Consider the following 25,946-nt stretch of genomic DNA (forward strand, 5'->3'; position numbering starts at 1 on the left):
TTAGGAGCAAAGAGGGCTCGAAGCTTTGTATTTGCGGAGCCGAAAGGTTGCCGTAGGCCCTAGCAAGCATTCCTCGCTCGCCGCCTCCGCGCGGGGCGAGGCTCTGGCGGCAGGTTACGGTCGTCGCAGGACCGCCCATTGCAATCATGCCCTCAGAAATAACACAGTCAGGCCAGCCGCTGCGCTGGCGCTTACTCAAGACGGCGCCAGAAGGGCAAGCAAGGGGAGCCATTCAGTTGTGAAACGGACGGGGCCTCATCTTGCATCTCACTTAAGCTCCACCACTTCCATTTTCGAATCGAGCTGCTTCAGCCCATATGCGATCCGATCAGCGCCAGGCCTGGGCAGCTTTGATGAATGCTCTATGCTGGTTCAATCCAGCCGCCCCGTAGCAAGGAGCCCCCATGCCCAGCCTCGAATATCTGATTACCTGCCTGGTCGTCGTGCTGATACCTGGCGCGGGAGTGATCTACACGGTTTCGATCGCGCTGGTGCATGGGCGTCGCGCCGGTATCCTGGCCGCGCTGGCCTGTACGCTCGGGATTCTGCCGCATCTGTTGGCGACTATTCTCGGTGTCGCCGCGATCCTGCATTCCAGTGCGCTGGTTTTCGAGACGCTGCGCTACGCCGGTGCTGCGTACCTGCTCTATCTCGCTTACGCGACTTGGCGCGATCGTTCCGCGCTGGCGGTGGGTGGCGATGGTGCGACACTCGACATTCGTTCGCTGGTTGCCAAGGCGCTGCTGGTCAACCTGCTCAACCCGAAGCTGACCATCTTCTTCCTCGCCTTCCTGCCGCAGTTCGTCCGGCCGGGCGCCGGTGACGAGCTTGTGCAGTTGCTCGGGCTCAGTGGGACCTTCATGCTGCTGACCTTTGTCATCTTCGCCATCTACAGCCTGCTGGCGCATGCCTTTCGCAAGGCGGTCATCGAGTCGCAGCGGGTCCAGGCCTGGCTGCGTCGTGGGTTCGCCGCCTCCTTCGCCGGCCTCGGTGCCAATCTGGCGTTGGCCGACCGATAGACGACCAGGCGATCGAGGCCAGACGAGCAGAAACAGCCCAAAGGCTACGGCAACAGCCCGATGACGCCGGCCCACGCTTCTAGCAAGTAACCTGGGTTATGCTGCGGCACGCCCGGCGCCTCAAGCGCTGAGCTTCCATCAGGAACCCTTGCGTCGTGTCGATTCGCTCCCGTCTGGTTTGGCTGGTCATTGCCGTCATCGCCCCGGCACTGGCGTTTGCGCTGTATGGCACCTATGCGGTCTATCGTGCGCAATCGGCCCAGGTCGACGAGGGCATGAAAGAGGTCTCGCGTGCCGTCGCGCTAGCCGTCGATCGCGAGCTGAATCGGTATGCCACGATCGTTTCGACGCTCGCCGCCTCCCCGACCATCATCAGGGGCGACCTGCGCACCTTCCACGAGCGCCTGCAGCAGACCAAACATGCGGTGGGCAGCAGCGTGACGATCTTCGATCCGCAAGGCACGCCCCTGGCTGATACGGACTATGCCTTTGGCACGCCGTTGCCGAGCCTGCCTGATTTTCGCAGATGCAAGACCGCGGCTCAGATCGAGGTCAGCCCGTCGTTCCGCGACCCGGTGAGCGGCGTGCAGAGCATCGCGATCCGCCGCCCGGTGATGCGTGACGGCGAAGTGGTGTATTACCTGGCCATGGAGTTTCCGGTCGCCAACATCGGCGCGCTGTTGGCGCAACAAGCGCTGCCGGAGAAGTGGCTCGGCGTCATCCTGGATCAGGACCACACCGTCGTGGCACGCACACGTGAACCCGACAAGCACGTCGGCCGGCATGCCAGTGCCGATTTCGTCAGTCAGCTGCACGCCTCGTCAAGCATCGATGGGAAAGTGCAGTCCGTCACTCGCGACGCCGTGCCGGTGACGACCTTCTTCAGCCATGCACCAGCGTCCGGTTGGACGGCGTTGATCGCCATTCCGCGCGATGATTTGCTGGCCAGCGCGCTCGCGCCGCTGGGCACTGTCGTGCCGGGCATTCTGGTCGTTCTGGCGTTGGCGATCATACTGGCGATTGCCGTCGGTCGAACCATCACGCGACCGCTGGCGCAGCTCGATGACGCCGCCAGCGCCCTGGCGCGAGGCGAGGTGTTCGATCCGCCCAACACCGGAATGAATGAAACCGACCGAACCGCGCAGGTGATGGCCCAGGCCAGCGTGACGATCCACCGCTCCAGCCAGGAGATGGCCCGCAGGGTCAAGGATGCGGTTGCACAGGCCGAGCGCTCGCATCAGGCGCTGCTGCAGGGACAGAAGCTCGAAGCACTGGGCAACCTGACGGCGGGCATCTCCCACGAGTTCAACAACCTGCTGCAAAGCATGACCATGGGCCTGCAGCTGGCCGAAATGCTGACCTCGCACCCGCGCGCCAAGCGTGCCATCGAGGGCTGCCAGCGCTCCGCGAACCGGGCTACGCGGCTGACGCGACATCTGATGACCTTCAGCAGAAGCCGCACCGCCGACGCCGAGCAGGTCGACCTGCGCCTGTTGATCCTCGGCATGCACGAGCTGCTGACCGGTGCCCTTCCCAACCGCGTGACACTGACGCTGGAGCTGCCAGAAGGGGCGTGGCCGGCGGTACTCGATCCGGTGCAATGCGAGCTGGCCATCCTCAACCTTGCGATCAACGCCCGTGATGCGATGCCGGAAGGTGGCCCGCTGGTCATTGCCCTGCATAAGCTCACCCTGGTGCAGGACAATCCGTTCGGCCTGGCGCCGGGGCCCTATCTGTGCGTGGACGTCGAGGATTCCGGCTGTGGCATGAGCCCGGACGTCCAGGCACACGTGTTCGAACCGTTCTTCACCACCAAGCCGGTCGGCGAAGGGACGGGGCTGGGTCTGGCCAGGTCTATGGTTTCGCCCGCCAATCCGGCGGGACGGTGTCGCTCCAGAGTGAGGTCGGCAAGGGAACCCGTGTCTCCCTGCTGCTGCCGCGCAGGGAACACGACGCCGCCGCCGCGCTAGAGGATCAGCAAGTATCCGTGCGCGCCGGGCGCCCGGCGCGGGTGCTGGTGGTCGATGATGACGCCGAGGTACGCGAGGCGATGGTCGCGATGCTCGACGAGCTGGGTTATCAGGTCGATGAGGCGCCCTCGGCAGATGAAGCGCTGGCGAGGCTGGCCGACCGGCGTCAGCCGGCCATCGACATCCTGCTGTCGGACGTAGTCATGCCTGGCCAGCTGGACGGTGTCGGGCTCGCCGAAGAAGTGCAGCGGCTCTATCCAACGATCCCGATCGTCCTGGCGACCGGCTACACCACGCGGCTCACGGTTGCGTCAGCGTTTCGCGTACTGGCGAAACCGTTCAGCCACCAGGCCCTCGCCGAGACCCTGGCGGAAATCCTCGACTCGAACACGCCCGAGCCATAAGCGTCCGCCCAAGGTGCTGTGATTCCGCCGGTTCCTCTGCTTGCCGTCGGAATCACTCAGACGCACTCAGCCGTAGATCGCCGGCTCCCGATAGTGCCGAGTGCACGCCTCGCCGTTCTCGCGGAACAGGTGGCACTTGTCGGCCTTCAGGCCGGCGGCAAAGGTCTCGCCCTCGGTGACGCGCAGGTTGCCGTCGACGCAGAGGGTGATGACGTCCTGCAGACGCTCGAGGGTGAGGTAGAGCAGGTTGTACTGGCCCAGCCGCTCGGCGACGGCGATCTGGCCGTGGAAGGTGAAGTCGGCTTCTTCCGGCATGACGAAGTGCTCGGGGCGGATGCCGAGGGTGAGCGGGTCGCCTGGGCTGACGTCGCTGCCGTCCACCGGCAGGGTCAGTGGGTAGCCGCTGGGCAGTTCGATGGTGACCGCCTCGGGGCTGGCGGAAATGGCGCGCACCTCGACGAAGTTCATCTGCGGCGAGCCGAGGAAGCCGGCGACGAAGCGGTTCTTCGGGTAGTGATAAAGGTGCAGCGGCTGGCCGACCTGGGCGATCTCGCCGGCGTTGAGCACGACGATCTTGTCGGCCAGGGTCATGGCTTCGACCTGGTCGTGGGTCACGTAGATCATGGTGGAGCGGATGCGCTGGTGCAGGCGGGCGATCTCGATGCGCATCTGCACGCGGAGGAAGGCATCGAGGTTCGACAACGGTTCGTCGAACAGGAAAACCTTCGGCTCGCGGACCATGGTGCGGCCGATGGCGACGCGCTGGCGCTGGCCACCGGAAAGATCCTTGGGCTTGCGTTCGAGCAGCTTGTCAAGCTGCAGGATCGCCGCGGCCGCCTCGACGCGGCGCGCGATCTCGCGCTTGTCGACACTGGCGAGCTTGAGGCCGAAGGCCATGTTCTCCGCTACCGTCATGTGCGGGTAGAGCGCATAGGACTGGAACACCATGCCCACCGAACGATCCTTCGGCGGCAGGTCGTTGACGCGCTGGTCGCCGATCAGCAGATCGCCCGAAGTGATGTCCTCCAGCCCGGCGATCAATCGCAGCAGCGTGGACTTGCCGCAGCCGGACGGGCCGACGAAGACGACGAACTCACCGTCTTCGATATCCAGGTCGATATGCCGGGTGATCGGCGTACCGTCATAACTCTTGCAGATGTCGCGCAGCGTGACACTGGCCATCGTTGTTGTTCTCCGTTGCTGCGATGCACTCGTTTCGATGGCAGCGGCGGGTCATGCCCACCGCTGCCGGCACGCCGTCAATCCGCGAGCCGCACATAGCCGAAGCCATGCGCAGGCAGCCGCGCCCAATGACCGTCGTACTCGGCGAAGCTCGCCGGCACGTCCACCAGCGGCACCGCTTGCGCCGGCAACTCGTAGCTGCGCGGCAGGTCGCCGAGGTTGAACAGGCAGAGCCAGGCTTCCCCGCCCAGCCGGCGCTCGAACACCAGCAGGGCGTCGTCATGGTAGACCATGCGGATGTCGCCCTCGATCAGCAGGGGCTGTTCGCGCCGCCAGCCGAGGAAGCGCCGGTAGCAGTTGAGCATCGAATGCGGGTCGGCATCCTGCGCGGCCACCGACAGCGAGCGGTGCGAATCATCCACCGGCAACCACGGCTGGCTGCCGGTAAAGCCGGCGTGATGTGCCTCGCTCTGCCACGGCATCGGCGTGCGGCAACCGTCGCGGCCCTTGAATTCCGGCCAGAAGGTGATGCCGTACGGATCGACCAGATCCTCGTAGCGCAGTTCCGCTTCCGGCAGCCCCAGCTCCTCGCCCTGATAGAGGCAGACGCTGCCACGCAGGGACAGCAGCAGTGCCATCAGCAGGCGACCGCGTTCTGGGTCGGGCCGACCATTGAGGGCCCAGCGGGTCATCACCCGCACGACGTCGTGGTTGCCCATGGACCAGCAGGACCAGCCATCGGCCAGCTCGCGCTCGATGCCCTCCACCGTGCGGCGGATGTAGGCCGGGCTGCACTGCTCGGTAAGCAGGTCGAAGGAATAGGCCATGTGCAGGGTGTCACCGCCGCTGGTGTAGGCGGCCATGGTGCGCAGCGATTCGTCGCAGCCGATCTCGGCCACCGACGAAGCGCCGGGATAGCGCTGCAGCAGGGCACGCAGACGACGGAGGAATTCCAGGTTCTCCGGCCGCGTCTTGTCGTAGATATGCCGCTGGTAGGCGTAGGGGTTGTCGATGCGCACGCCGATGCTGCCCTCGCGAATCTCCAGATTCGGCGGGTTGTCGCGCAGCTCGGCGTCATGGAAGTAGAAGTTCGCCGCGTCCAGGCGGAAACCGTCCACCCCGAGCTTGAGCCAGAACTCCATGTCGTCGAGCAGCTGTTCCTGTACGGCCGGGCAATGGAAATTCAGGTCTGGCTGGCTGGACAGGAAGTTGTGCAGGTAGTACTGCCGGCGCCGGCTGTCCCAGCTCCAGGCCGGGCCACCGAATACCGAGAGCCAGTTGTTTGGCACGCTGCCGTCGGGCTTGGGATCGGCCCAGACGTACCAGTCGGCCTTGTCGTTGTCGCGGCTGGAGCGGCTCTCCGCGAACCAGGGGTGCTGGTCCGAGGAATGGTTGAGCACCTGGTCGATCAGCACGCGCATGCCGCGCTCGTGGCAGGCCTCGACCAGGCGGACGAAGTCGTCCAGCGTGCCGAACAGCGGGTCGACGCCGCGGTAGTCGGCCACGTCGTAGCCGAAATCCTTCATCGGCGAGGTGAAGAAGGGCGACAGCCAGATGGCGTCGACGTTGAGGCTGGCGATGTAGTCCAGCTTGTGCAGCACGCCGGGCAGGTCGCCCACGCCATCGCCGTTGCTGTCGAAGAAGCTGCGCGGGTAGACCTGATAGATCACCCCGCCGCGCCACCAGTTCTGAAGTTGCTCGGACATACCACGTACCTTGAGTGAGCGTGAAGACGGGGCCACTCTAGGTGCGGCAAGCGGTCGCAACATCCTCCGGCGGCGGGCTCTTGCAGGCGTAAGGGCCGGGCGTAGACCGCCCGCTGGCCGAGGGCGTAGAGCGGCCCAGCGAGCCGGTCAGCGCACCCGCGCCGGGTTGCCGACCACGGTGGCGCCGGCCGGCACGTCGCGGGTGACCACGCTGCCGGCACCGATCAGCGCATCGTCGCCTACCGTCACACCCGGGAGGATGATCGCCCCGCCACCGACCCAGACGTTGCTACCGATATGGATCGGCCGGCCGAACTCCACGCCCGAACGACGCGCCTCGGGGTCACGTGGATGGTCGGCGGTGTAGAGCTGCACCGCCGGCCCGATCTGCGCGCCGGCGCCGATGTGCACCTCGACCACATCGAGAATCACACAGTTGAAATTGAGAAAGGCGCCTTCGCCCAGGTGGATGTTGTAGCCGTAGTCGCAGTGGAACGGCGGACGGATCACCGCGCCGGCACCGACCGAGGCCAACCGCTCGGCCAGCAGCGCCCGGCGCTCGTCCGGCGAGGCTGCCAGCGCTGCGTTGTAGCGCACCATCCAGGCCTTGGCCGCGGCCTGGTCGGCGAGGATTTCCGGGTCGCCTGGGTGGTACAGCTCGCCCGCCAGCATCTTCTGCTTTTCACTCATCGTCATCGTGGCGCCTCCGTTTTGCGAAGCCTCGAAGGTGCCACAGCTGGTCGCCGCCCTCCTCCTCCCTGACGGTCGCGAGCGGATGAGACGATCGACGGTCGCGCCTTCGCATTAACCGCCGGGCTCGACTAGGGTTGCTGCACCTCTACCCGTCCGGAGCACTGCCCGTGAAACTGATCGGTCGCTACATGTCGCCATTCGTCCGCCGCGTCGGCGTCAGCCTGCATCTGCTGGATATACCGTTCACCAACGAGCCCCTCAGCGTTCTGACGGATAGTCTGAAGATCCGCGAATACTCGCCGCTGGGTCGAGTGCCCGCCTTGGTGCTGGACGATGGCCGGGTGCTGATCGACAGCAACGCCATCCTCGACCATTTCGATCAGCAGGCGGGCGCCGAGCGAGCGCTGCTGCCGCTGTCCGGCGCCGAGCGCAGCGAGGCGATGAACCTGCTGGCCTTCGCCGTCGGTGCCTGCGAGAAAACCGTGGCGGCGTACTACGAGCGCGATCGTAGGCCGGAAGGGCTGGTGTGGGACGATTGGTACCGCCATTGCGAAGACCAGGCGCGTGGCGCGCTGGCCTTGCTGGATGCACGCCAGGCCGAGCGCGGCGAGCGGCCCTTGCTGGGCGAACGCATGAGCCAGGTGGATATCAGCGCGGTGGTCGCCTATGACTTCGCCCGCCTCACCCTGCCCGACACGCTGGCGCCGGACGGCGCATTCCCCCACCTGGCCTCAGCGTCTCGGCGCGCCAACGCCCTGCCCGCCTTCGCTCAGACGCAGTGGAAGGGCTGACCTCTACTCGCCCTGAATCTTGCTCAGCAGGTCGCGCGCCAGCTGCACCGCCTCACTGCGATGGGTGATGTTGAGCTTCTGGTAGAGGCTGCGGATGTGCGTCTTGATGGTGGTCGGCGCGACGTTCAGGTGATCGGCGATCTGCTCGTTGGACTGCCCGGCGTGGATCAGGCTCAGCACCTGCCATTCGCGCCGGGTCAGCGGCGAACGGCGAATCAGCTCCGGCACATCGGGGCGGTTGATGATGTCCTGAATCACCGCCTCGTCCAGCGTGATGCGAATGGCGCGGCTGAAATCGCGCTGCTGCTGCGCCAGCTGGATCAAGCGCGCGGCGCGCTGGGCCTCGGCTTCATCGAGGGTGCGCTCGTGCAGCAGGCACTTGAGCATACCGATGATCGGCTTGCCGACGCGCAGGAAGCTGCCGATCGCGCCACTGCCGCTGGCCAGGGTCATGGCCCGTTGCAGGTGATCCAGCGCCTGCTGGCGTTCCTCGCGCAACCAGTGCAGCTGCGCCAGGAGGATATGGTTGCGGTTGCGGTCCATGATCAGGCCGTGGCGCTCGGCATCGGTCAGCAGCTGGCGCAGGATCGGCAGGGCGCGCTCCAGCTGCCCCAGCGCCAGGTGAGCACGGGCGTGATTGCGTGCATTGAGCTGGGCGAAGTGGTTGGCGCCGCCGCTCACCGGCGGCGCGCTGAGCAGCCACTGGCGGATCGCCTCGCGATCCTGGCTGGAGTCCCAGTAGGCGAGCATGATCGCGTGGGCATTGGCCAGCCAGTCGATGTGGTAACGGTCGTCGGCGAGCATCGTCTGCAACTGCGCGATGTAGTCGGCACAGGCGTGCTGCTGGCCGCGGGCGTAGGCGACGCCGGCCAGCAGCGCGTAACTCTGCAGGCGCCAGCGTGGGTCGTCCAGTTCGTCGAGGATCTGGATACCCTGCAGCGCGCACTGCTCGGCAGCGTCCAGCTGGTGCCACTCCAGCAGCACCTGGCCGCGCACCCGGTAGATGAACTCGACGATGGGCGTGGCCTGCAGGTTCTGCTGCTCGATGTACTGGATGGCGCGCTCCTGCAGGGTATAGGCCTTCTGCAGATGCCCCTGGGCGATGGCGATTTCCGACAGCTGGCCGAGACTCCAGACCACCAGGTGCGAGGCATTGATCTCCCGCGCGCGGCGCTCGGCTTCCTCGTACTGTTTCTGCGCCTGCGGCAGTTCGCCCTGGACGAAATGCGCCTCGGCCAGGCCCGACATCGCCGCTACCCGTGAGGTGCGCATGATCAGCGGCTCGCGGGTCAACGCCTCCCGCGCCAGGGCGATGGCGCGCTGCTCGTCGCCCTGGTTCATCGCCACCTGCGCGCGTACGGCATTGAACTCGCAGACGATGCGCGCCCAGTCCTGCTCCGAGCAGCTGCGCTGCAGCGCCAGCTCGCCGGCCTTGAACCAGCGCTCGACATGATCGAACTGATAGGAGTTCTGCGACACCCAGGCCTGCAGCAGGGTGAGCAGCGGCGAGCCGGCGATCACCGGTTCCGGCAAGGTTTCCAGGCACTGTTGCAGCAACCCGAGACGACCCTGGCGATAGAACGCCCGGCCGTGGCGCTGCAGGATCTCGTCGACCTGCTGCGGGTCGCCGGCCTGCACGGCATGGCGCGCAGCTTCCTCGGGCATGTTCTCGGCCAGCAGCGCGGAGGCTGCACGCAGGTGCAGCTGGTTGACCCGCTGCGGCTGGTGGGTGCGCAGCTCGCCCTGCAGGAACACGGCGAACAACGGGTGATAGCTGTACCAACGGCGCAGGCTGTCCAGCGGCTGGATGAACAGGCCGCCACGCTCGAGCCGTTCGAGCATCTCGCGGCCGTGACAGGCTTCGGTCAGGCGATCGGCCAGGGCGGCGTCGAAGCGGTCGAGCAGGCAGGTCGCCTCGAGAAAACCGCGCAGGTCCTCGGGCAGCCCCTCGATCACCTGTTCGCGCATGTAGTCGCGGATGTCCGGGTGACCGAGCTGCAGGTTCTCCAGGAACAGGTCCATGCCACGGCTGGTCTGCACCTCCTGCAAGGCCAGCTGCAGCGCGCAGGGCCAGCCACCGATGCGGCGGTTGAGACGCTCGACCTGCTCGCGATTGATGCTGACCGGCACGCCCAGCTCCAGCAGCGCCTGCACTTCGTCATCCTCGAAAGCCAGCTGGCGCGCGTCGAGCAGCAGCAGCTGATGCTTGACCCGCAGCTCGGCGACACCCAGTTCGGGCAGGCGCCGGCTGCACACCAGCAGGGTCATCCAGCTCGGCATATGGCGCAGGAAGAAGCGCAGGCCGGCGATCAACTCGGCGTCGTGCAGCACCTCGAACTCGTCGAGCACGATCAGGATCGCCTCGTGCTCGTCCGGCAGCTCGGCCAGCAGCTGGGTGAACAACGCATCCAGCGATACCCGGCCCTGCTCGGCCAGCGCCACGGACAGAGGACAGCCGGCATCCAGCTGGCGGTCCAGCGCCTGGGTCAGGTAGCGACCGAACTGCAGCCCCAGGTTGTCGCTGGCATGCAGCTGCAACCAGGCGATACGCCCATCGAAGGCCCGCGCCCACTGCGCCGCCAGGGTGGTCTTGCCGAAACCGCTGGCGGCATGCAGCACCGCCAGGCGCACCTGCGGCAGGCGCTGCTGCCACTCGTCCAGGCGCGGCCGTTCGAGCAGGCCCGGCGGCAGCATGGGGATCGCCAGCTTGGTGGGTATCAATGGCAGTAGAGGTGGCATCGCGGCATTCATGGACGGTTCCCTGTTCTTGTTCTTGTCGTGGCCTGGCGCACCGGTTCGCACCGTTCTCGCTCCCCGGTTCCGCGCCTCGTTCAACTCAGGTGGTCAGCCCTTCACCCCGCCGGCGGTCAGGCCACCGACGATCCACTTCTGGCAGTAGAGGAACACGGCGGTGATGGGCAGACCGGAGAGTACCGCGGCGGCGGCGAAGTCGCCCCACAGGTAGTTCTGCGGGTAGAGGTACTGCTGCGCGCCGACGGAAAGGGTGAGCTTGTCCACGTCCATCAGCAGCACCGAGGCGATGGGGTATTCGGTGACGCTGGTGATGAAGGCGAGGATGAACACCACCGCCAGGATCGGCACGCTCATCGGCAGCAGGATATGGAAGAACGCCTGCCAAGTGGTCGCCCCATCGACGATGGCAGCCTCCTCCAGCGAGGCGTCGATGCTCTCGAAGTAGCCCTTGATGGTCCAGATGTGCAGCGCCATGCCGCCCAGCGAGGCGACGATCACCGCGCCGTGGCTGTTCACCCCGAGCCAGCTGACGTGCTGGCCGAGCTGGTCGAACAGGGCGTAGATCGCCACCAGCGAGAGCACCGGCGGGAACATCTGGAAGATCAGCATGCCTTTGAGGATCGGCGCCTTGCCGCCGAAGCGCATGCGCGCGAAGGCGTAGGCGCTGGTGGTCGACAGGAGCAGGATCAGCGCCGAACTGACCAGGGCGATCTTCACCGAGTTCCACAGCCATAGCAGCACCGGGAACGGCGGGTTCGTCACGCTGCCGTCCTCGTGGGTGTAGGGAATGCCGAGGGCCAGCGACCAGTGTTCCAGCGTCGGGTTCTCGGGAAACAGGCTGCCGGTGGCGAAGTTGCCCTCGCGAAAGGAGATCGACACCACCATCAGCAGCGGGAAGAGGATTGCCGCGACGAAGGCCAGCAGCGCCGCGTGGGTCGCCCAGAGCCGGTAACGCGCGGATTTCGGTTGCACCATGGCCATGACCGTCTCCTTATACCTTCACTTTCGAGAGTTTGAGATTCAGCAGCGCCATGGCACCGACGAGGATGAAGATCATCGTGGCGATGGCCGCAGCCAGGGCGAAGTCCTGCCCGGAATCCTGGAAGGCAATGCGGTAAGTGTAGCTGACCAAGAGATCCGTGGTGCCGGCCGGCGTGGTCGCGCCGATGATGTCCGGGCCACCGCGGGTCAGCAGGGTGATCAGCACGAAGTTGTTGAAGTTGAAGGCGAAGCAGGCGATCAACAGCGGCATCAGCGGCTTGATCAGCTGCGGCAGGGTAATGCGCAGCAGGTTGTCCAGCGGACTGGCGCCATCGATCGCCGAGGCCTCGTACTGATCCCGCGGGATAGCCTGCAAGAGGCCCATGCACAGCAGCAACATGTAGGGGTAGCCGAGCCAGGTGTTGACGATGAGGATCATCGTGCGTGCCAGGGTCGGGTCGCTGAACCAGTCCGGGCGGATGCCGAACAGCCCCTCGAGCAGCAGGTTGATCTCGCCGAAGTTCTGGTTGAACAGGCCGCGGAACACCAGGATGGAAATGAACCCCGGCACCGCGTACGGCAGGATCAGCATCAGCCGGTAAAAGGCCTTGCCGCGCACCAGCTCCCATTGCAGCAGGCTGGCCAGCACCAGCCCCACGGCGAGGGTGAAGACCACGGTGAGCCCGGCGAAGGCGAAGGTCCAGGCGAAGATCTGCACGAAGGGTTCACGGATGCTCGGCTCGCTCAGCACCCGGGTGAAGTTGGCGAAGCCGGCGAACACGGTGAAGCCCGGCGGCACCGCTTTGCCCGTCTCGTCGACATAGAAGCCGCGCTCCATGTCGGCGGTCAGACGAGTACCGCTGCGGGTATCGACCAGCACGCCGGGGCCATCCTTACTGTAGACGGGTTCGACGGCGGCGACTTCACGCAATCCGTACAGCCGCAGCAGGCTGCCGTCCGGCCCCTGCATGACCCATTGTTCCAGCGCCTTGCGCCGCTGAATCACCTCGCGCAGCGGCAGCGCCTCGCCCAGCCCTTCGACGTCGTCGGCCGGCTGCAGCGTCAGCGGTGTTTCCGCATCCGGTTCGCCGGTCAGCGGCGAGCTGACGAACACGCCCTGCTCGCCCTTGTCCACCCGCAGCCGCTCGCCATCGGGGCTCGGGTGCAGGGTGAAGCGAAAACGCTCGCCGGCCAGGTAGGTCTGGCTCAGGTGATACTGCTCTACCTGGGCCAGGCTCAGCAGGTTGCTGCCACTGTAGTTGGTAAAGCCGATGCCCACCGTGTACAGCAGCGGAAAGATGACGAACACCAGCATCCCGGCCACCGACGGAAAGATGTAGCGCTGCGCGTACATCCGCCGGTTGATGAACAGGTAGCTGGCGATTCCGGTCACCACCAGCCCGAGCAGGGCGAAGGCCATCTGCCCCTGCACGTAGAGCGCGACCACCAGGTACAGCGCGAAGGCATTGAAGGTCATCCACGCCAGCCAGCGCAGGCCGTTGGTCAGGGAGCGGGGCAGGCCCCGGGAGGTCGTTCGGGTCATGGCTGGGCTGGGCAACTCGGCACGGGCATTCACGGGAGCGGAACCTTTGAGAACGGAGCATAGTCCGCCGGCGCGCCCGAGGCGGCGGCCGGCGACGGGTTCATCGGGTGATGCGCTTGGCGGCATCGTCCAGGGCGGCGTCGACATCCTGCCGGCCGGAGGTGATGTTGGTCAGCGCGGCGGCCATGGACGACCAGAACGCACCCATCTCCGGCACGTTGGGCATCGGCTGGCCCATCTGCGCGTTCTCGAAGGTCGCCTTGATGTGCGGATTGCTGGACAGCTCTTCCATGTAGGCGGTGTTAGCCACCGCACCCAGCGGCACGTCGGCGTTCACAGTCTTCAGGCCGTCGACCTCGAGCAGGTAGTTCTCGAGAAACTCCACGGCCAGGTCCTTGTTCGGGCTGGCGGCGTTGAGCAGCGCGGCGGCGACGCCGACGAAAGGCTTGCCCGCCTCGCCATCGATGGCGGGGATCGGCGCCACGCCGAAATCGATGCCGCTCTTCTCGATGTTCGACCAGGCCCATGGGCCGCTGATCATCATCGCCGAGTCACCCTTGTTGAAGGCTGCCTCGGCCACGCTGTAATCGGCACCCTTGGGCATCACGCCCTTGTCGATCAGCTCACGCAACACCTTGGCACCGGCCTTGGCGCCGGCGTTGTTGACCCCGGTGGACTTGACGTCGTAACCGCCGTCGGTCTGCTCGAACACGTAGCCGCCCTTGGCCGAGAGCAGCGGCCAGGTGAAGTAGGTGTTGTTGTAGTCCCAGAGGATGGCGCGCTTGCCCTGCGGGGCGAGCGTCTCGTTCAGCGCCAGGACGTCGTCGAAGCTCTTGGGCGGAGTATCGACCAGGGCCTTGTTGTAGATCAGGCCGATGGTTTCCACCGAGATCGGGTAGCCCCACAGTTTGTTGTCGTAGGTCACCGCCTGCCAGGAGAAGTCGGCGATACCGGACTTGGTCTCGGCGCTGGGTGTGACCGGGGTGAGCAGGCCGCTCTTGGCCCACTCGCCGATACGGTCGTGGGCCCAGATGAAGATGTCCGGGCCGTTGCCGGTGGCCGCCGCCTGCTGGAACTTGTCGGTGGCGCTGTCCGGGTGGGCCACTTCCACCGGAATACCGGTCTCGGCGGTGAACCGCTTGCCAACCTCTGCCAGGCCCTTGTAGCCCTTGTCGCCGTTGATCCAGACGACCAGCTTGCCTTCTTCGATCGCTGCCAGCGCCGGCAGCGGCAGGCTGAAGGTGGCCGCCAGGCCGACAGTGGCGATACACCAGAATTTCTTGTTCATGCTTCGCTTTCCTCGTGGCTTCTTATTAGTTGTTCCACCTGCTGCCGGCCTGAGGCTCTGACAGTCGTTCCATCCTCGGCGCGTCCCGTGCCATCTACATCCTCCCCCTCCAGGAGGCGGAGGGCGTAGATGTGGGGCGTAGGCAGTGGCCCGCAAGCGCACAAAATACGCCATCAGCCTAGCGCTTACGCCTATACCTGGCAGCCAACGCGCAGTCAAATGTGGCAAAAAAGCATAATGGAGCCACTTCGATGCGTGCCCACCGCCTACCCGCCCTGTCGCTGCTGCTCGGATTCACCCTAGCGCTGCCCGTACTGGCCGATCCCGAGCTGGCTGCCCGGCTGGATGGCCAGCCGCTGCCGTTGAACTGGAATACCCTGGCCAGCGACCGCTACGACATCGAGCTCAGCCTCGCGCCCGGCCAGTTGCAGTTGCGCATGCCCCAGGCCAGTGGCGAGGCCGTGGCCCTTGCGCCCTTTCGCCGTCAGCCGCTTGGCACAGACAGCATTTACCGCTACGAAGTGCCCGAGGCCGGACGCTATCGGCTGATCGTCGAGACCGGCGCCGCGCCGGCCCTGCGCCTGCTGCCGATCAAGGCCGCCGAGCCGCAGGCAGCCACCGCGGTCTGCAAGCCATGGGAGGGCGGCGCAGTGGAGGTGACCGTTGGCGAGGTGTTCCGCGACGGCGAAACCCTGCGCGACGCACTGTCCGGCGCCACGGCGGTGGTCCGCGACGGCCGGGTCAGGCTGCAGCCCGCCGCCGGCAGTGACGGTCTGCTGCTGCTCGAACGCGCCGAAGCGCCCGAGCAGCCGGTCGCACGCGACTGGCGCAACGCGATCGTCTACTTCGTGCTCACCGACCGCTTCGCCAACGGTGATCCAGGCAACGACCGCAGCTATGGCCGCGCACCGGATGGCGCCGAGGAGATCGGCACCTTCCATGGCGGCGACCTCAAGGGACTGACCGAACGCCTCGACCATATCGCCAGCCTCGGCGTCGATGCGCTGTGGATCAGCGCGCCCTACGAGCAGATTCACGGCTGGGTCGGCGGCGGCGATCGCGGCGACTTCCGCCACTACGGTTACCACGGCTACTACGCGCTCGACTTCACCCAGCTCGACGCCAACATGGGCAGCGAAGACGACCTGCGCGCGCTCATCAGCGCGGCCCATGCCCGCGGCATCCGCGTGCTGTTCGATGTGGTGCTCAACCATCCGGGCTACTCGACCCTGCAGGACATGCAGCAGCTCGGCTTCGGTGCTCTGCGCGACGGCATGGCCGAGTACCTGCCCGAGCAGTGGACAACCTGGCAGCCGGAAGCCCACGAGAATCTGCATGCCTACCACAACCTGGTGGACTACGAGCACCCGAGCTGGACCGCCTGGTGGGGTCGCGACTGGGTGCGGGCGGGCATCGCCGACTACGACACGCCACCCAGCAGCACCGTCGATCCACTCAAGGGCTCGCTGGCCTTCCTGCCGGATTTCCGCACCGAATCCGAGGCGGTCGTCGCGCTGCCGGAGTTTCTCGCGCGCAAGGCGCAGACCCGCGCCGAGCCACGCGAAGGCTACCGGGTGCGCGATTACCTGATCGAATGGCTGACCGGCTGGGTGAGCGAGTTCGGCGTCGACGGCTTCCGTGCCGACACCGTCAAGCATGTCGAACCCTCGACCTGGGCCGAGCTGCGCGTGGCGGCCGAGCGCGCCCGCGCCGACTGGGCCCGCGCCAACCCGGACGATCCCATGGCCGGCGAGCCGTTCTGGATGGTCGGCGAAGTGTTCGGTCACGGCCCCGAGGCCAGTGACTATCTGGACCAGGGCTTCGACGCGCTGATCAACTTCGCCTTCCAGGATCAGGCGCTGGCCGCCAGCGACTGCCTGGCTGCCGCCGAGCCCAGTTACGCCGACTATGCCCGGCGCCTGGCCGAAACGCCCGGGCACAACCTGCTGAGCTATGCCTCGTCGCATGACACCGCGCTGTTCAACAAACTGGTCAAGGGCGACCTGGCGCGCCAGCGCGGACTCGCCGCCGCCCTGCTGCTGGCGCCCGGCGCGGTGCAGGTCTATTACGGCGACGAGAGCGCCCGCGCCTTCGGGCCCACAGGTTCGGACCCCTTCCAGGGCACGCGCAGCCCGATGAACTGGGACGAGCACGAGCGCCCGGAGATCGCTGGACTGATCGATTACTGGCAGCGGGTAGGCCAGTTCCGCGCGCGCCACCCGGCGATCGGCGCGGGTACGCATCGACTGCTGTCGTCCGGGCAGCCCTATGCCTTCGCCCGCACGCTGGGCGACGACCGCATCGTCGTCGTGCAGGCCGGTGCATCGCTCACCCCCTGAATCGCCCGTCCCGGGCCGCAGCCCGGGACGCAGCCGCCCCTGCCTGGAGCCCGCAATGAACGCAACCCTGAACCCGCGCCAGCAGGCGCAGCTGGCCTTTGTCGCCAGCGGAGCGGAACTGCAAGTCGGCCAGCCGCAGGACTGCCCGCTGCCGCTGGCCACGCTGGTCGCCACCGACGGCAGCGAACCCTATGTCAGTCGCACGCTGTCCGGCGGGCTCACCGCCCACGTCTACCGGATCGAAGCCGCAGGCCGTAGCTGGACGCTCAAGCGCGCCCGCGAGCGCTGCCTGGTACAGAACGCCGATGGCCAGACCTCGTTTCTCAACGAGGTCCAGCGGCGCGCCGACCTGCGCGCGCTGAAGGCCCGGCCCGAGCTGGCCGAGCCGCTCGCCGGGATCGTCGACACCTGCTATGCGAGTTTTCGTCACGGCGTGCTGCTGTCGCCCTGGATCGACGGCGAGGTCGTCGGCGACTGGGATGAAACGCGCCTGGCAGACCTGTTCGACTGCGTCATCACGCTCGCCTCGGCCGGCCTGTTCGAGTGGGACCTGTGCCCCGGCAACGTACTCGACGACGGCCGCATCCGGCTGTTCGACTTCGGCTACCTGTACCGCTTCGATCCGCTGCGCGAGTTCAACAGCGATGGCCTCGCCTGCCCGGGCTTCCACCCGGTCGAGCGTTTCGAAACGAGGCAGTTCTTCGCCTGGCTGCTCGGCCAGGAGGCACTCGGCAGCGCCCGTGCGCTGGCGGCGTTCCGCCTGGAGAAGGCGATCGCCCTGGACCGCTACCGGCGCTGGCGGGCCGAACTGGCCGGCCGCGGCGCCAGTCCGGCCGTGCTCGAACGGCTGGACCGGCTGATCGACAGCTGGCGCACCGCCCTTGCCGGCTCGGCCGAGGCGCTCTACCTGCGCGAGGCCTGGCGCTCGCATCGCCTCGACCTGGCCGACGATCTCGACGGCCAGACCTGCACGCCGCAAACACTGCAGCGCCTGGCCTGGCTCAGGGAAACGGTTGGCGCACGCCACGCCGACCTGCTCGCCGCCGACGCCCTGGCCCATGAGCGGGCCCCGCAACGCGCCGCCCTGCTCGACGAGCTGCGCCGCGCCGAAGCACAGGCCATCGGCTGGCAGGTGCCGCGCGCCTAGGCCAGACGGGGACAGCCGGACCGTAGCCGCCGCCCGGTCGCGCTCAGGTGCGGTAGCGCGCGCAGAGCGCCTGCTGCTCGGCGGACATGCGCGCCTGGCGTTCGCTGCTGTCGCTGATCGCCACGACGCTGTCCATGTGCAGCTCGGCCGCGGCATCGATCGCATGCATGCCGCGCGACACCTCTTCGGCGGCGAGCCGTTGCTGGCCGGTGGCCGAATCGATTTCCCGCGACATGGTGGCGATGTGCTCGACCTGGCTGCGGATTTCCTGCATCAGCCGATCGGCCTGCCCGACCTGATCGAGGGTGCCCTGCATCTGCGCGCGACTGGCCTCCACCGAACGCACCGCCGAACCGATGCCCTGGGCCAGGCGTTCGATGCGCTGCTGGATCTCGCCGGTCGATTGCGCCGTGCGCCGGGCCAGGCCGCGCACCTCGTCGGCGACCACCGCGAAGCCACGCCCCTGATCACCGGCGCGCGCCGCTTCGATCGCGGCATTGAGCGCCAGCAGGTTGGTCTGCTCGGCAATCGCACGGATCACATCGAGAATCTGCCCGATCTGCTCGCTCACCGCCTCCACGTTGGCGATCTCGGCCACGCTGGTTTCCAGCTGCTCGGCCAGGGCTTGCGTGCCGATGCGGGTCGCGGCCATCCGCTGGCTGCCCTGCAGGGTCAGTGCCTCGACACTGCCGACCCGCGTGGCCGTCTCGCCGGCATGCTGCGCCACCTCGCCAAAACTGTTCTCCAGCTCGGCCAGGCTGACGGCGAGCGCTCCTATGCTGCTGCGCTGCTTCTCCAGCCCGGCACGCGCCTGGCTGCAGGCCTGGGCATTGCGGCGGGCGATCTGGTCCTGTTCGTCGGCGTTGCGCCCGAGCTGGGCCAGTGCGTCGCGCAGGCTACCGGCGACCCGGTTGACCCAATCGCCGACACGCCCGAACTCGTCCGCGCGCTGGTACTCGCAGCCGCCGCGCAAATCACCGTCGGCCAGGTGCTGCAGGCTGCCGCTGACGGCGGCCAGGGCCATGCGCATGGTGCGCCCCAGCCACAGGCCCATGGCCAGCGCCACCGCGATCGACAGCCCGGCCATCGCCAAGAGGCCGGCCACACCCTGACGATAGGTCTGCGCGGCCAGGCCCAGTTGCCTGTCGCTGGCCTGCTGGGCGCTGGCGATGAGCGTGCCGATGTCCTCGCGTGCCTGGCGCTGCAGCCGACCGAGCTGCAGTTTCCGCTCTCGGTTGGCCTGCTGGTCGGACAGCCAGGCGTAGTACTGCGCCACTGCACCATTGCCGGGTACAGTCAGTTGCTGCTCGATGGCGGCGAACGGCGCCTGGAAGCTGTGCGCGTAGTCGGTACGGCTGTCCTGGTGCGGTGCCAGATCGAGGAGAACGTTGTCCAGCTTCTTCTGCAGGGCCGGCAGCCGCTGCGCGATCTGCGCACCCGCTTCATCGAGTGCCTTGATCGAAGACACGCCGATGGCATCGAACAGCAGCGCCTCGACCTGCTCGAGCGGGATGATGAACTGCTTGATGGAATAGGCGACCAGCTCGTCGCCCGTCACGAACTGCGCCTGCAGCAGGTCCTGCTTGAGCCGCGAGAACTGCAGCTGCAGATCGCGCAGCGCGACGGCGTTGCGCCCCACGCGCGCGAGCAGGTCGCGCTGCGCATCGATCAGCGCCAGGCTGCGGCGGTCGAGCTCCGGCAACAGCGCCGCCAGGCGTTGCTTGGTCTCGGCATGTGCCGGCGTCACCCGCTCCAGCTGGGCGAACAGCTCGAGGGCCTGGTCCTGCAGCGTGCGATGCCGGCCGACATAGCCGTCGAGCTGGTCAGGTCGGTCCTCGGCCAAGGCGTCGGACAGGTTCTGCGTCAGGCTCTGCAACGTACCGAAGAAGCTCTCGCTGACCAGCAGACGCGACGCGGTCGACGAGATTTGCTCGGCATTGCCTTGCAGGCGGCCGATGGCAACCAGGCTGGTGCCGGCTACCAGCATCAGCAAGGCCACCAGTGCGGCGATCAGCAGGTACAGCCGGGCCAGGAAGCCAAGCCGGAAAGGGGTCGAGCGGGTCTGGGCCAACATGAACAGCTCCTGATACGACAGCGCAGCGCGAAGGCTTTTATGGTTGTCGTGCCAGCATCGGCGGCCCGGCCCGTCGCCGGCCTCCTCCCTGCCCACCCTGGGTCGGGAGGAGCCGCCCGGCGTAGGCGTAGCCGAGGCCGGGCGGGCATGTCGTCAGAACGAGCCGCTGGTGCTCGCGCCGGCGGCGGCCTGGACCTGGTTGTTGCCGCCCGATTGCCACTGACGCACCAGCGTCGCGTCCGCCTCGTTGCGGATCAGGCACTTCCATTCCACATTCTGGCCGGCTGGCAGGGCGATGCTGCCCTTCCAGGTCGGATAGCTGCTGGTGTCGGTCAGCCGTACCGCGGAGGCCGGGCTCCAGTTGCCGAGCTGGCTGACGTTGCCCACCGCGTAGACGCTGTCGCCCATCTGCGTCACACCGTTGTCGCAGCGGAAGTTCACATTGACCAGGCCGCCCTCGCCGCCGTCATTCCCGCCGCCATCGCCGCTACCGCTGCGCCAGACGCGCACCTGGCCGTTGCTGGCGTTGACCGCCTCGCTGAAGCTGCCGCTGGCGACCTGGCCGGGGTTGGCCAGATCGGAGTTGAGCGCCACCACCAGGGTCTGCTGGCTGCCGCTGACGGTGGCGACCAGGCCGCTGTAGCCGCTATGGAAGCTGATCGCCGAATCGGCGCGCACGTCGGCGGTGCGCCGCACCTGAATCAGCTGGCGGATGAAGTCGCCGTAGCCCCAGTCGTACATGTGCGACCAGTAGACCACCGGCGTGCCGGGGCTGGTGAGGATGTAGGCGTAGGCCTGGCGGATCAGCCCGTCCTGCAGCGCCCAGTGGTGCTGGCCGCCGTTCTGCCCGGGCGAATAGCCGGTGTCGTGGTTGTCGACGAAGGTCACCGCCACCTCGCGCCAGCGCGGGTCGGGGTTGCCGTTAAGGCCATGCTTCCAGTCGGCGACCGAGCCGTTCTGCATGCGCTCCTTGAGGGCGAAGTCGAACACCGGGCACTTGGCCCGGTCGGACCAGTCCTTGATGATCTGCTGCCAGCTCGCCGTGTTGCGCCAGTCCCAGCTCGGGTACTCGGACGGGCTTTTCCACAGCTCGCCAACGCAGAAACTGCTGTCGGCGCTGTCGCTCATCCAGCTGTCGACCCGTTCGGGCGCATAGCCGCGAACGAAGTCGAAGCGGAAGCCGCCGGCGCCGTAGCCGCTGCGCAGGTTGGCAAGCTCGTCGCGAAACATGCCGTAGATCTGCGGATGGCCGGTGTTCAGGTCCGCATCGCCGCCGATGAAGCGGTCGCCGTCGTCGCAGTCATTGGGGTAGTTGCCCGGGTCGGCGCAGTCGTTGCGCCAGAAGCCCTGGCCGGCCGGCAGGTTGATTTCCTTGTTCGGGTAGCCGCGGTTCATGTGGTTGGGCACCACGTCGTAGAGCACCTTCACGCCGGCGCCACCGAGCGCGCTGGCGGCCTGACGCAACTGGGCGTCACTGCCATAGCGGCCGTTCTTGTTGAAGTCGTGCCAGAAGTAGCCTTCACCGCCGCCGGACTTGCTGCCGTCGCTCCAGCTGGAGAAGTCACGCCAGGGCACCGGCATCCAGATTGCCGAGAAGCCGTCGGCGGCGATGGTCGCGGCCTGCTGGCGGAGGATGTTGTACCAGTCGTTCGGCGCCTCGCGGACGACGTTCCAGTGGAAGCCCTGGAGGATGATTTCGTCGCCGCCGTGGTAGCGCACGGCGTTGGGGCTTTTGCCGGCCTGGTCGGCCATTGCCGGCAACGGCAGCAGGATTGCCGCCAATACGGCGGCACGCAGGATGTGGCTCATCGCAATACTCCGGTTCTTGTGCTTGTACGGGTAGCCGACGGCAGAGCCGCCGGACGAGGATGAACGCCGGTCGGAGCATCGACCGGCCCGCGCAGGCTGCTCCTGCACGCCACCGTCACCAACCTCCCCCGCCGAGTTGCCGGCGGCGTAGTGGCCAGGCCGAAGGCGGCTGGCAATCATCTGCGCCCCTCTCGTCCCAGCCCCGCCCCGGGGATTACGCCGCTCTCATCCTGATTACGCCCTGGCGCTGCGCCAGCGAAATCCGCGCCGCGGAGGATGCCGCCCCCGGTGCCATCCCCGAGGCTTTCGCCACCGCGCTGCACCGTCACCGGCCGACAGCGAAGGCGTGAACGTTCGGCATTAACAAGAAAAACAAGGACCTCGTCATGAAGCACACCGCGCACCCCAGCTTTGTTCTCAAACCCGCCTGCCTGCTCGCCGCCCTGCTGGTCGGCGGCCCGGCCCTGGCGGTCGATTTCCACGGTTACCTGCGTTCGGGCGTCGGCGCCACGGCCGGCGGCGGCGATCAGGCCTGCTTCCAGGCCGCTGGCGCACCGGCGAAATATCGCCTGGGCAACGAATGCGAAACCTACGCCGAGATCGGCCTCGGCCAGGAGGTGTGGAGCGAAGGCAACCGCAGCTTCTACGTCGACAGCATGATCGCCTACCGCTCCGATCAGGGTAACGACTGGGAAGCCGGCGGCACCGATACCGATGGCGACGAGAACAACCCGTTCGACGAGGCCGGCACCACCTCCATCCGCCAGTTCCACGTGATCGGCAAGAACCTCATCCCGAGCCTGCCGGGCGCGGCGATCTGGGCCGGCAAGCGCTACTACAAGCGCCACGACGTGCACATCAACGACTACTACTACTGGGATGTCTCCGGCCCCGGCGCCGGCATCGAAGACATCGACCTGGGCTTCGCCAAGGCCAGCGTGGCGTGGATTCGCAACACCGACGGCGACTGGGTCTACCAGGGCTCGGGCACCGGCACCAACCTGGCCAACGACACCCTCGACTTCCGCCTCGGCGGGATCGACGTCAACCCGGGCGGCAAGCTGGAGATCGGCTACGACTACGGCAAGGCCAACCTCACCGACGAGCAGGAACGCGACCCCGGCTACGAGGACCAAAAGGGCCATCTGGTCACCCTCGAGCACACCCAGAGCAACTGGTTCGGCGGCTACAACAAGCTCGCCCTGCAATACGGCACCGACGGCATCATCGGCAGCAGCGGGCGCAACAGCACCGGTAACAGCGACGGCAAGATGTTCCGCCTGGTCAACCAGGGCGTGGTCGGCCTGAGCGACAACATCGAGATGATGTACGTGCAGATCTACGAGGACCGCGACTTCGACAACGACTCCGGGCAGACCTGGGCCAGCTTCGGCGTGCGCCCGGTGTACAAGTGGAGCGACGTGATGAGCACCGCGCTGGAGTTCGGTTACGACCGCGTCGATCCGCAGGCCGACGGCGAACGCAGCCGCGACCTGAAGAAGCTCACCCTCGCCCAGCAGTGGTCGGCCGGCAACAGCTTCTGGGCGCGCCCGCAGATCCGCGTGTTCGCCACCTACGCCAAATGGGACGGCGGCCGTTACCAGGCGGCCAGCGAGTCCATTGATGCCGGCGACGACGACGGCCTGACCTTCGGCGTGCAGGCCGAAGCCTGGTGGTAAGCCGCAACGTTTAAGTGCCGTCGCGGACCGACCGCGACGGCTCCCCTTCCGCTCCCACCGTCCAGACGGTGCCTTTGCCCCGACGCTGGCAGGTCGGGGCATTTTTTTGTTCGGAGAACCACCATGCATCGGATGTTATTTCTTGCCGCCGGGCTAGCCGCCCTGACGGTTGCCGGCTGCAGCAGCGAGCCGCTGCGTCGGGTCGACGCCCTCGCCGCCAGCCCGGCGCCGCTGCAAGGCTCGGTCGAACAGGCGCGTGATGCGCTGGCCGCCGCACCGACCTGCTGCAGCAGTATCGACCAGCTGCCCTTCCAGCCACTCGAGGCCGGTTTCACCGGCGACGTGCTGATCAACACACAGGCGCCGGCCTACAACTTCGAAACCGGCAAGAGCTTCTTGCGCGCCTTCACGCTGCCAGCTGGCGGTCCATCATTCGAGATCCGCCTCTACAGCCAGGCCGGCAGCAGCGTGCTGGCGCCCAACGCCATGCTGCTCGACAGCCGCATGCGTCCGACCCGCCTGCTGGATGCCGACGATTTCGTCTACGTTCCGCCGACCGGGCTCAAGGGTGACAGCCTGGACGCGCGCCTGCGCATCGACCGCTCGCAGCCGGAGCACCCGGGCAACGAGCGCTATCTGATCCTCTACACCAGCGAGGCGCAGATGGCCGGCCAGACCGTTCTGCAGCACCCGGCCAAGGCCTACGCCAAGGCGCTGGGCAACGAGCCGCCGAGCATTCCCGATCCGGTGGCGCAGCACTCCCCGGTGGGTGTGATCAAGCTGGTGATGATCCCCGACAGTGCAGCCGGCTCGACCGCCAAGGGCTACGTGCCGGGCTACAGCATCGGCCAGGAGATGGGCAACGAACTGCCCGTCGCGCCGGCCCCGGCAGTGCTGCCGGAAACCTCGGCCTACTACCGCCAGGCGATCGATGCCGCGCTGGCGCAGAAGGATCTCGAACGCGCGCTGCGTCTGGCCGACGAGGCGGCGCGGGTGGGCGATACCACGGCCAAACGCCATTTGCTGGAGCGTATCCAGATCAAATGACCCGTACGGGGCGCCGTGAACGCCCCGATTTCATACGCAGGATGCAGCCATGAAAATAACAAGATCTGCCTTGAGCCTTCTGCTTCTGCTCAGCACGCCGGTACTGGCACTCGAGCGTGATGCCCTGACGATCTGGATCAACCAGGACAAGGGCTACAAGGCCCTGGACGAAATCGGCAAGGATTTCACCAGGGCCACCGGCATGCCGGTAATCGTCGACACCCCTGACGACCTGGCGGTCCAGTTCGACCGCCTCGCCACGACCAGCCGGGGCCCGGACATCGTCATCTTCGCCCACGATCGCTTCGGTTCCTGGATCAACAACGGGCTGCTCGAACCGGTGGAGCCCAGCGCGCAAGCCCTGGCGCGTGCGCCAGCGTTCGCCTGGGAGGCGGTGACCATCGGCGCGCGCTACTACGGTTATCCGCTGGCCACCGAGGCGGTCAGCCTGATCTATAACCTGGACCTGGTACCCGTGCCGCCACGCAGCCTGGCGGAAGTGGCGACGCTGGATCGCCGCCTGCGTGCCGAGGGCAAGCGCGCGATCGAATGGGACTACCGCAACCTCTATTTCTCCTGGCCGATTATTGCCGGCAGTGGCGGCTATAGCCTGAGGAAGAACAACGGCATCTATGACCTCACTGACATCGGCCTCAATACGCCGGGCGCCATCGAAGGCATGGAGTCGATCAAGCGCCTGCTCGACGACGGGCTACTCGATCCCGCCGCGACCTATCAGAGCATGATGGAAGGCTTCAAGGACGGGCGCACGGCCATGATCATCAATGGGCCCTGGGCCTGGAACGAGGTACGCCAGGCCGGTATCCGCTTCGCGGTCGGCGACATTCCCACCGCCGACCCGGCGCGCCAAGGCAAGCCTTTCGCTGGCGTGCTCGCCGCCGCGATCAACAGCAACAGCCCGAACAAGGCCGCAGCCCATCGCTTCATCGAGGACTACCTGACCAACGCCGACGGCCTGGCGCGGATCAATGCAGAGAAACCCCTCGGCGCAGTGGCCAACCTGGCCTTGATGGAACGCCTGCGGCACGATCCGCTGATCGCCCACACCTATGCTTCGGCACAGGCGGGCGAAATCATGCCGGACATTCCGGAAATGAAGCGCCTCTGGGCGCTGATCACGCCCCGCATGGAGCCCATGCTGAGCGGCCGCAAGCCCATCGCGGATACCCTCGACTACATCGCCGAGCGCTTGGCCAAAGGCTCGCAGATGCAATCCTGGCGTCGCCGGCATTATCCGCTGAGCCCCAATCTGGCCGAGCAGCGATAACCGCAGTCACCGTGCTGACGAGAGGTGCCAAGCGCATCGGCTGGGCTTCAGCCCATCCGATGCAGAAAGTCGCAAGTCGCCAACGCGCGAACGAGGCGACTTGCACGCCTGGACACTGCGGTGGATGGGTGGAGCGTCACCCACCCCACGATCGCTGCTGTAAGCGTCGGGTGGCGCTTCAGTCCACCGGATGCGGGGCCCGGTGGCCGAACCGGCTCCTGGGCACAGCGGG

Annotated in this window: 17 protein-coding genes and 1 pseudogene; 9 read left to right on the top strand and 9 right to left on the bottom strand. The window is 66.8% G+C overall.

Features of this window, described 5'->3' with window-relative positions; genetic code table 11:
- Positions 1-404: 404 nt before the first annotated feature.
- The 3 genes from HZR81_RS00005 to HZR81_RS00015 all read left to right on the top strand — a co-directional run bounded on the left by HZR81_RS00005 (position 405) and on the right by HZR81_RS00015 (position 3,393).
- Positions 405-1,019 carry a LysE family translocator gene (locus tag HZR81_RS00005; protein WP_500126998.1) on the top strand — a complete coding sequence of 205 codons (615 nt, stop codon included), beginning with the start codon at positions 405-407 and terminating at the stop codon, positions 1,017-1,019.
- Between the two features lie 155 nt (positions 1,020-1,174).
- A complete protein-coding gene (locus HZR81_RS00010; protein WP_500126999.1) occupies positions 1,175-2,989 on the top strand; it encodes a sensor histidine kinase in 1,815 nt (604 codons plus the stop codon).
- Between the two features lie 17 nt (positions 2,990-3,006).
- Positions 3,007-3,393 (top strand): response regulator, encoded by a 387-nt coding sequence (locus tag HZR81_RS00015; RefSeq protein ID WP_500127000.1) that lies wholly within the window; start codon positions 3,007-3,009, stop codon positions 3,391-3,393.
- Between the two features lie 66 nt (positions 3,394-3,459).
- On the opposite strand, the gene malK is transcribed toward HZR81_RS00015, so the two are convergent.
- The 3 genes from malK to HZR81_RS00030 form a co-directional block, all read right to left on the bottom strand.
- Positions 3,460-4,575: a maltose/maltodextrin ABC transporter ATP-binding protein MalK gene (malK, locus tag HZR81_RS00020; RefSeq protein WP_110775990.1), complete on the bottom strand. Its 1,116-nt coding sequence runs from the start codon at positions 4,573-4,575 to the stop codon at positions 3,460-3,462.
- A 77-nt stretch (positions 4,576-4,652) separates the two neighbouring features.
- The gene (locus tag HZR81_RS00025; protein ID WP_500127001.1) at positions 4,653-6,281 is read right to left on the bottom strand and encodes an alpha-glucosidase; all 1,629 of its coding nucleotides are present in this window, start codon (positions 6,279-6,281) and stop codon (positions 4,653-4,655) included.
- 147 nt (positions 6,282-6,428) lie between these two features.
- The gene (locus tag HZR81_RS00030; protein WP_500127002.1) at positions 6,429-6,977 is read right to left on the bottom strand and encodes a sugar O-acetyltransferase; all 549 of its coding nucleotides are present in this window, start codon (positions 6,975-6,977) and stop codon (positions 6,429-6,431) included.
- Between the two features lie 164 nt (positions 6,978-7,141).
- Between HZR81_RS00030 and HZR81_RS00035 the strand changes: the two genes are divergently transcribed.
- A complete protein-coding gene (locus tag HZR81_RS00035; protein ID WP_125865761.1) occupies positions 7,142-7,765 on the top strand; it encodes a glutathione S-transferase family protein in 624 nt (207 codons plus the stop codon).
- A gap of 3 nt (positions 7,766-7,768) precedes the next feature.
- Here HZR81_RS00035 and malT read toward each other — a convergent pair whose 3' ends face one another.
- From malT to malE (HZR81_RS00055), 4 genes are all read right to left on the bottom strand, one after another.
- The gene (malT, locus tag HZR81_RS00040) at positions 7,769-10,516 is read right to left on the bottom strand and encodes an HTH-type transcriptional regulator MalT (RefSeq protein WP_500127003.1); all 2,748 of its coding nucleotides are present in this window, start codon (positions 10,514-10,516) and stop codon (positions 7,769-7,771) included.
- Positions 10,517-10,609: 93 nt separating this feature from the next.
- Complete coding sequence (malG, locus tag HZR81_RS00045) at positions 10,610-11,500, bottom strand: maltose ABC transporter permease MalG (protein ID WP_003283570.1); 891 nt, start codon at positions 11,498-11,500, stop codon at positions 10,610-10,612.
- A 10-nt stretch (positions 11,501-11,510) separates the two neighbouring features.
- The gene (malF, locus tag HZR81_RS00050; protein ID WP_500127004.1) at positions 11,511-13,076 is read right to left on the bottom strand and encodes a maltose ABC transporter permease MalF; all 1,566 of its coding nucleotides are present in this window, start codon (positions 13,074-13,076) and stop codon (positions 11,511-11,513) included.
- A 67-nt stretch (positions 13,077-13,143) separates the two neighbouring features.
- Positions 13,144-14,331, bottom strand: a complete 1,188-nt coding sequence (gene malE, locus HZR81_RS00055) for a maltose/maltodextrin ABC transporter substrate-binding protein MalE (RefSeq protein WP_048329814.1) — start codon at positions 14,329-14,331, stop codon at positions 13,144-13,146.
- A 251-nt stretch (positions 14,332-14,582) separates the two neighbouring features.
- On the opposite strand from malE (HZR81_RS00055), the gene HZR81_RS00060 reads away from it, so the two are divergent.
- Together HZR81_RS00060 and HZR81_RS00065 are read left to right on the top strand one after the other, a co-directional pair.
- Positions 14,583-16,670 carry an alpha-amylase gene (locus tag HZR81_RS00060; protein ID WP_500127005.1) on the top strand — a complete coding sequence of 696 codons (2,088 nt, stop codon included), beginning with the start codon at positions 14,583-14,585 and terminating at the stop codon, positions 16,668-16,670.
- A gap of 55 nt (positions 16,671-16,725) precedes the next feature.
- Positions 16,726-17,817, top strand: a complete 1,092-nt coding sequence (locus tag HZR81_RS00065) for a protein kinase family protein (protein WP_045633476.1) — start codon at positions 16,726-16,728, stop codon at positions 17,815-17,817.
- Between the two features lie 43 nt (positions 17,818-17,860).
- Here the strand turns inward: HZR81_RS00065 and HZR81_RS00070 are convergent.
- Together HZR81_RS00070 and mta are read right to left on the bottom strand one after the other, a co-directional pair.
- Positions 17,861-18,376 (bottom strand): annotated as a pseudogene (locus HZR81_RS00070) (methyl-accepting chemotaxis protein); the annotation flags it as partial.
- Between the two features lie 1,668 nt (positions 18,377-20,044).
- The gene (gene mta / locus HZR81_RS00075) at positions 20,045-21,700 is read right to left on the bottom strand and encodes a glucan 1,4-alpha-maltotetraohydrolase (RefSeq protein WP_500127006.1); all 1,656 of its coding nucleotides are present in this window, start codon (positions 21,698-21,700) and stop codon (positions 20,045-20,047) included.
- 386 nt (positions 21,701-22,086) lie between these two features.
- Here mta and HZR81_RS00080 point away from each other — a divergent pair, with 386 nt between their 5' ends.
- The 3 genes from HZR81_RS00080 to malE (HZR81_RS00090) all read left to right on the top strand — a co-directional run bounded on the left by HZR81_RS00080 (position 22,087) and on the right by malE (HZR81_RS00090) (position 25,714).
- Positions 22,087-23,379: a maltoporin LamB gene (locus HZR81_RS00080; RefSeq protein WP_454911287.1), complete on the top strand. Its 1,293-nt coding sequence runs from the start codon at positions 22,087-22,089 to the stop codon at positions 23,377-23,379.
- 123 nt (positions 23,380-23,502) lie between these two features.
- A complete protein-coding gene (locus HZR81_RS00085) occupies positions 23,503-24,426 on the top strand; it encodes a MalM family protein (RefSeq protein ID WP_500127007.1) in 924 nt (307 codons plus the stop codon).
- Between the two features lie 49 nt (positions 24,427-24,475).
- A complete protein-coding gene (gene malE / locus HZR81_RS00090; RefSeq protein WP_500127008.1) occupies positions 24,476-25,714 on the top strand; it encodes a maltose/maltodextrin ABC transporter substrate-binding protein MalE in 1,239 nt (412 codons plus the stop codon).
- Positions 25,715-25,946 lie beyond the last annotated feature (232 nt).

The sequence above is a fragment of the Pseudomonas sp. LM13 genome, from assembly GCF_041381355.1.
Taxonomy (GTDB): Bacteria; Pseudomonadota; Gammaproteobacteria; order Pseudomonadales; family Pseudomonadaceae; genus Stutzerimonas; species Stutzerimonas frequens.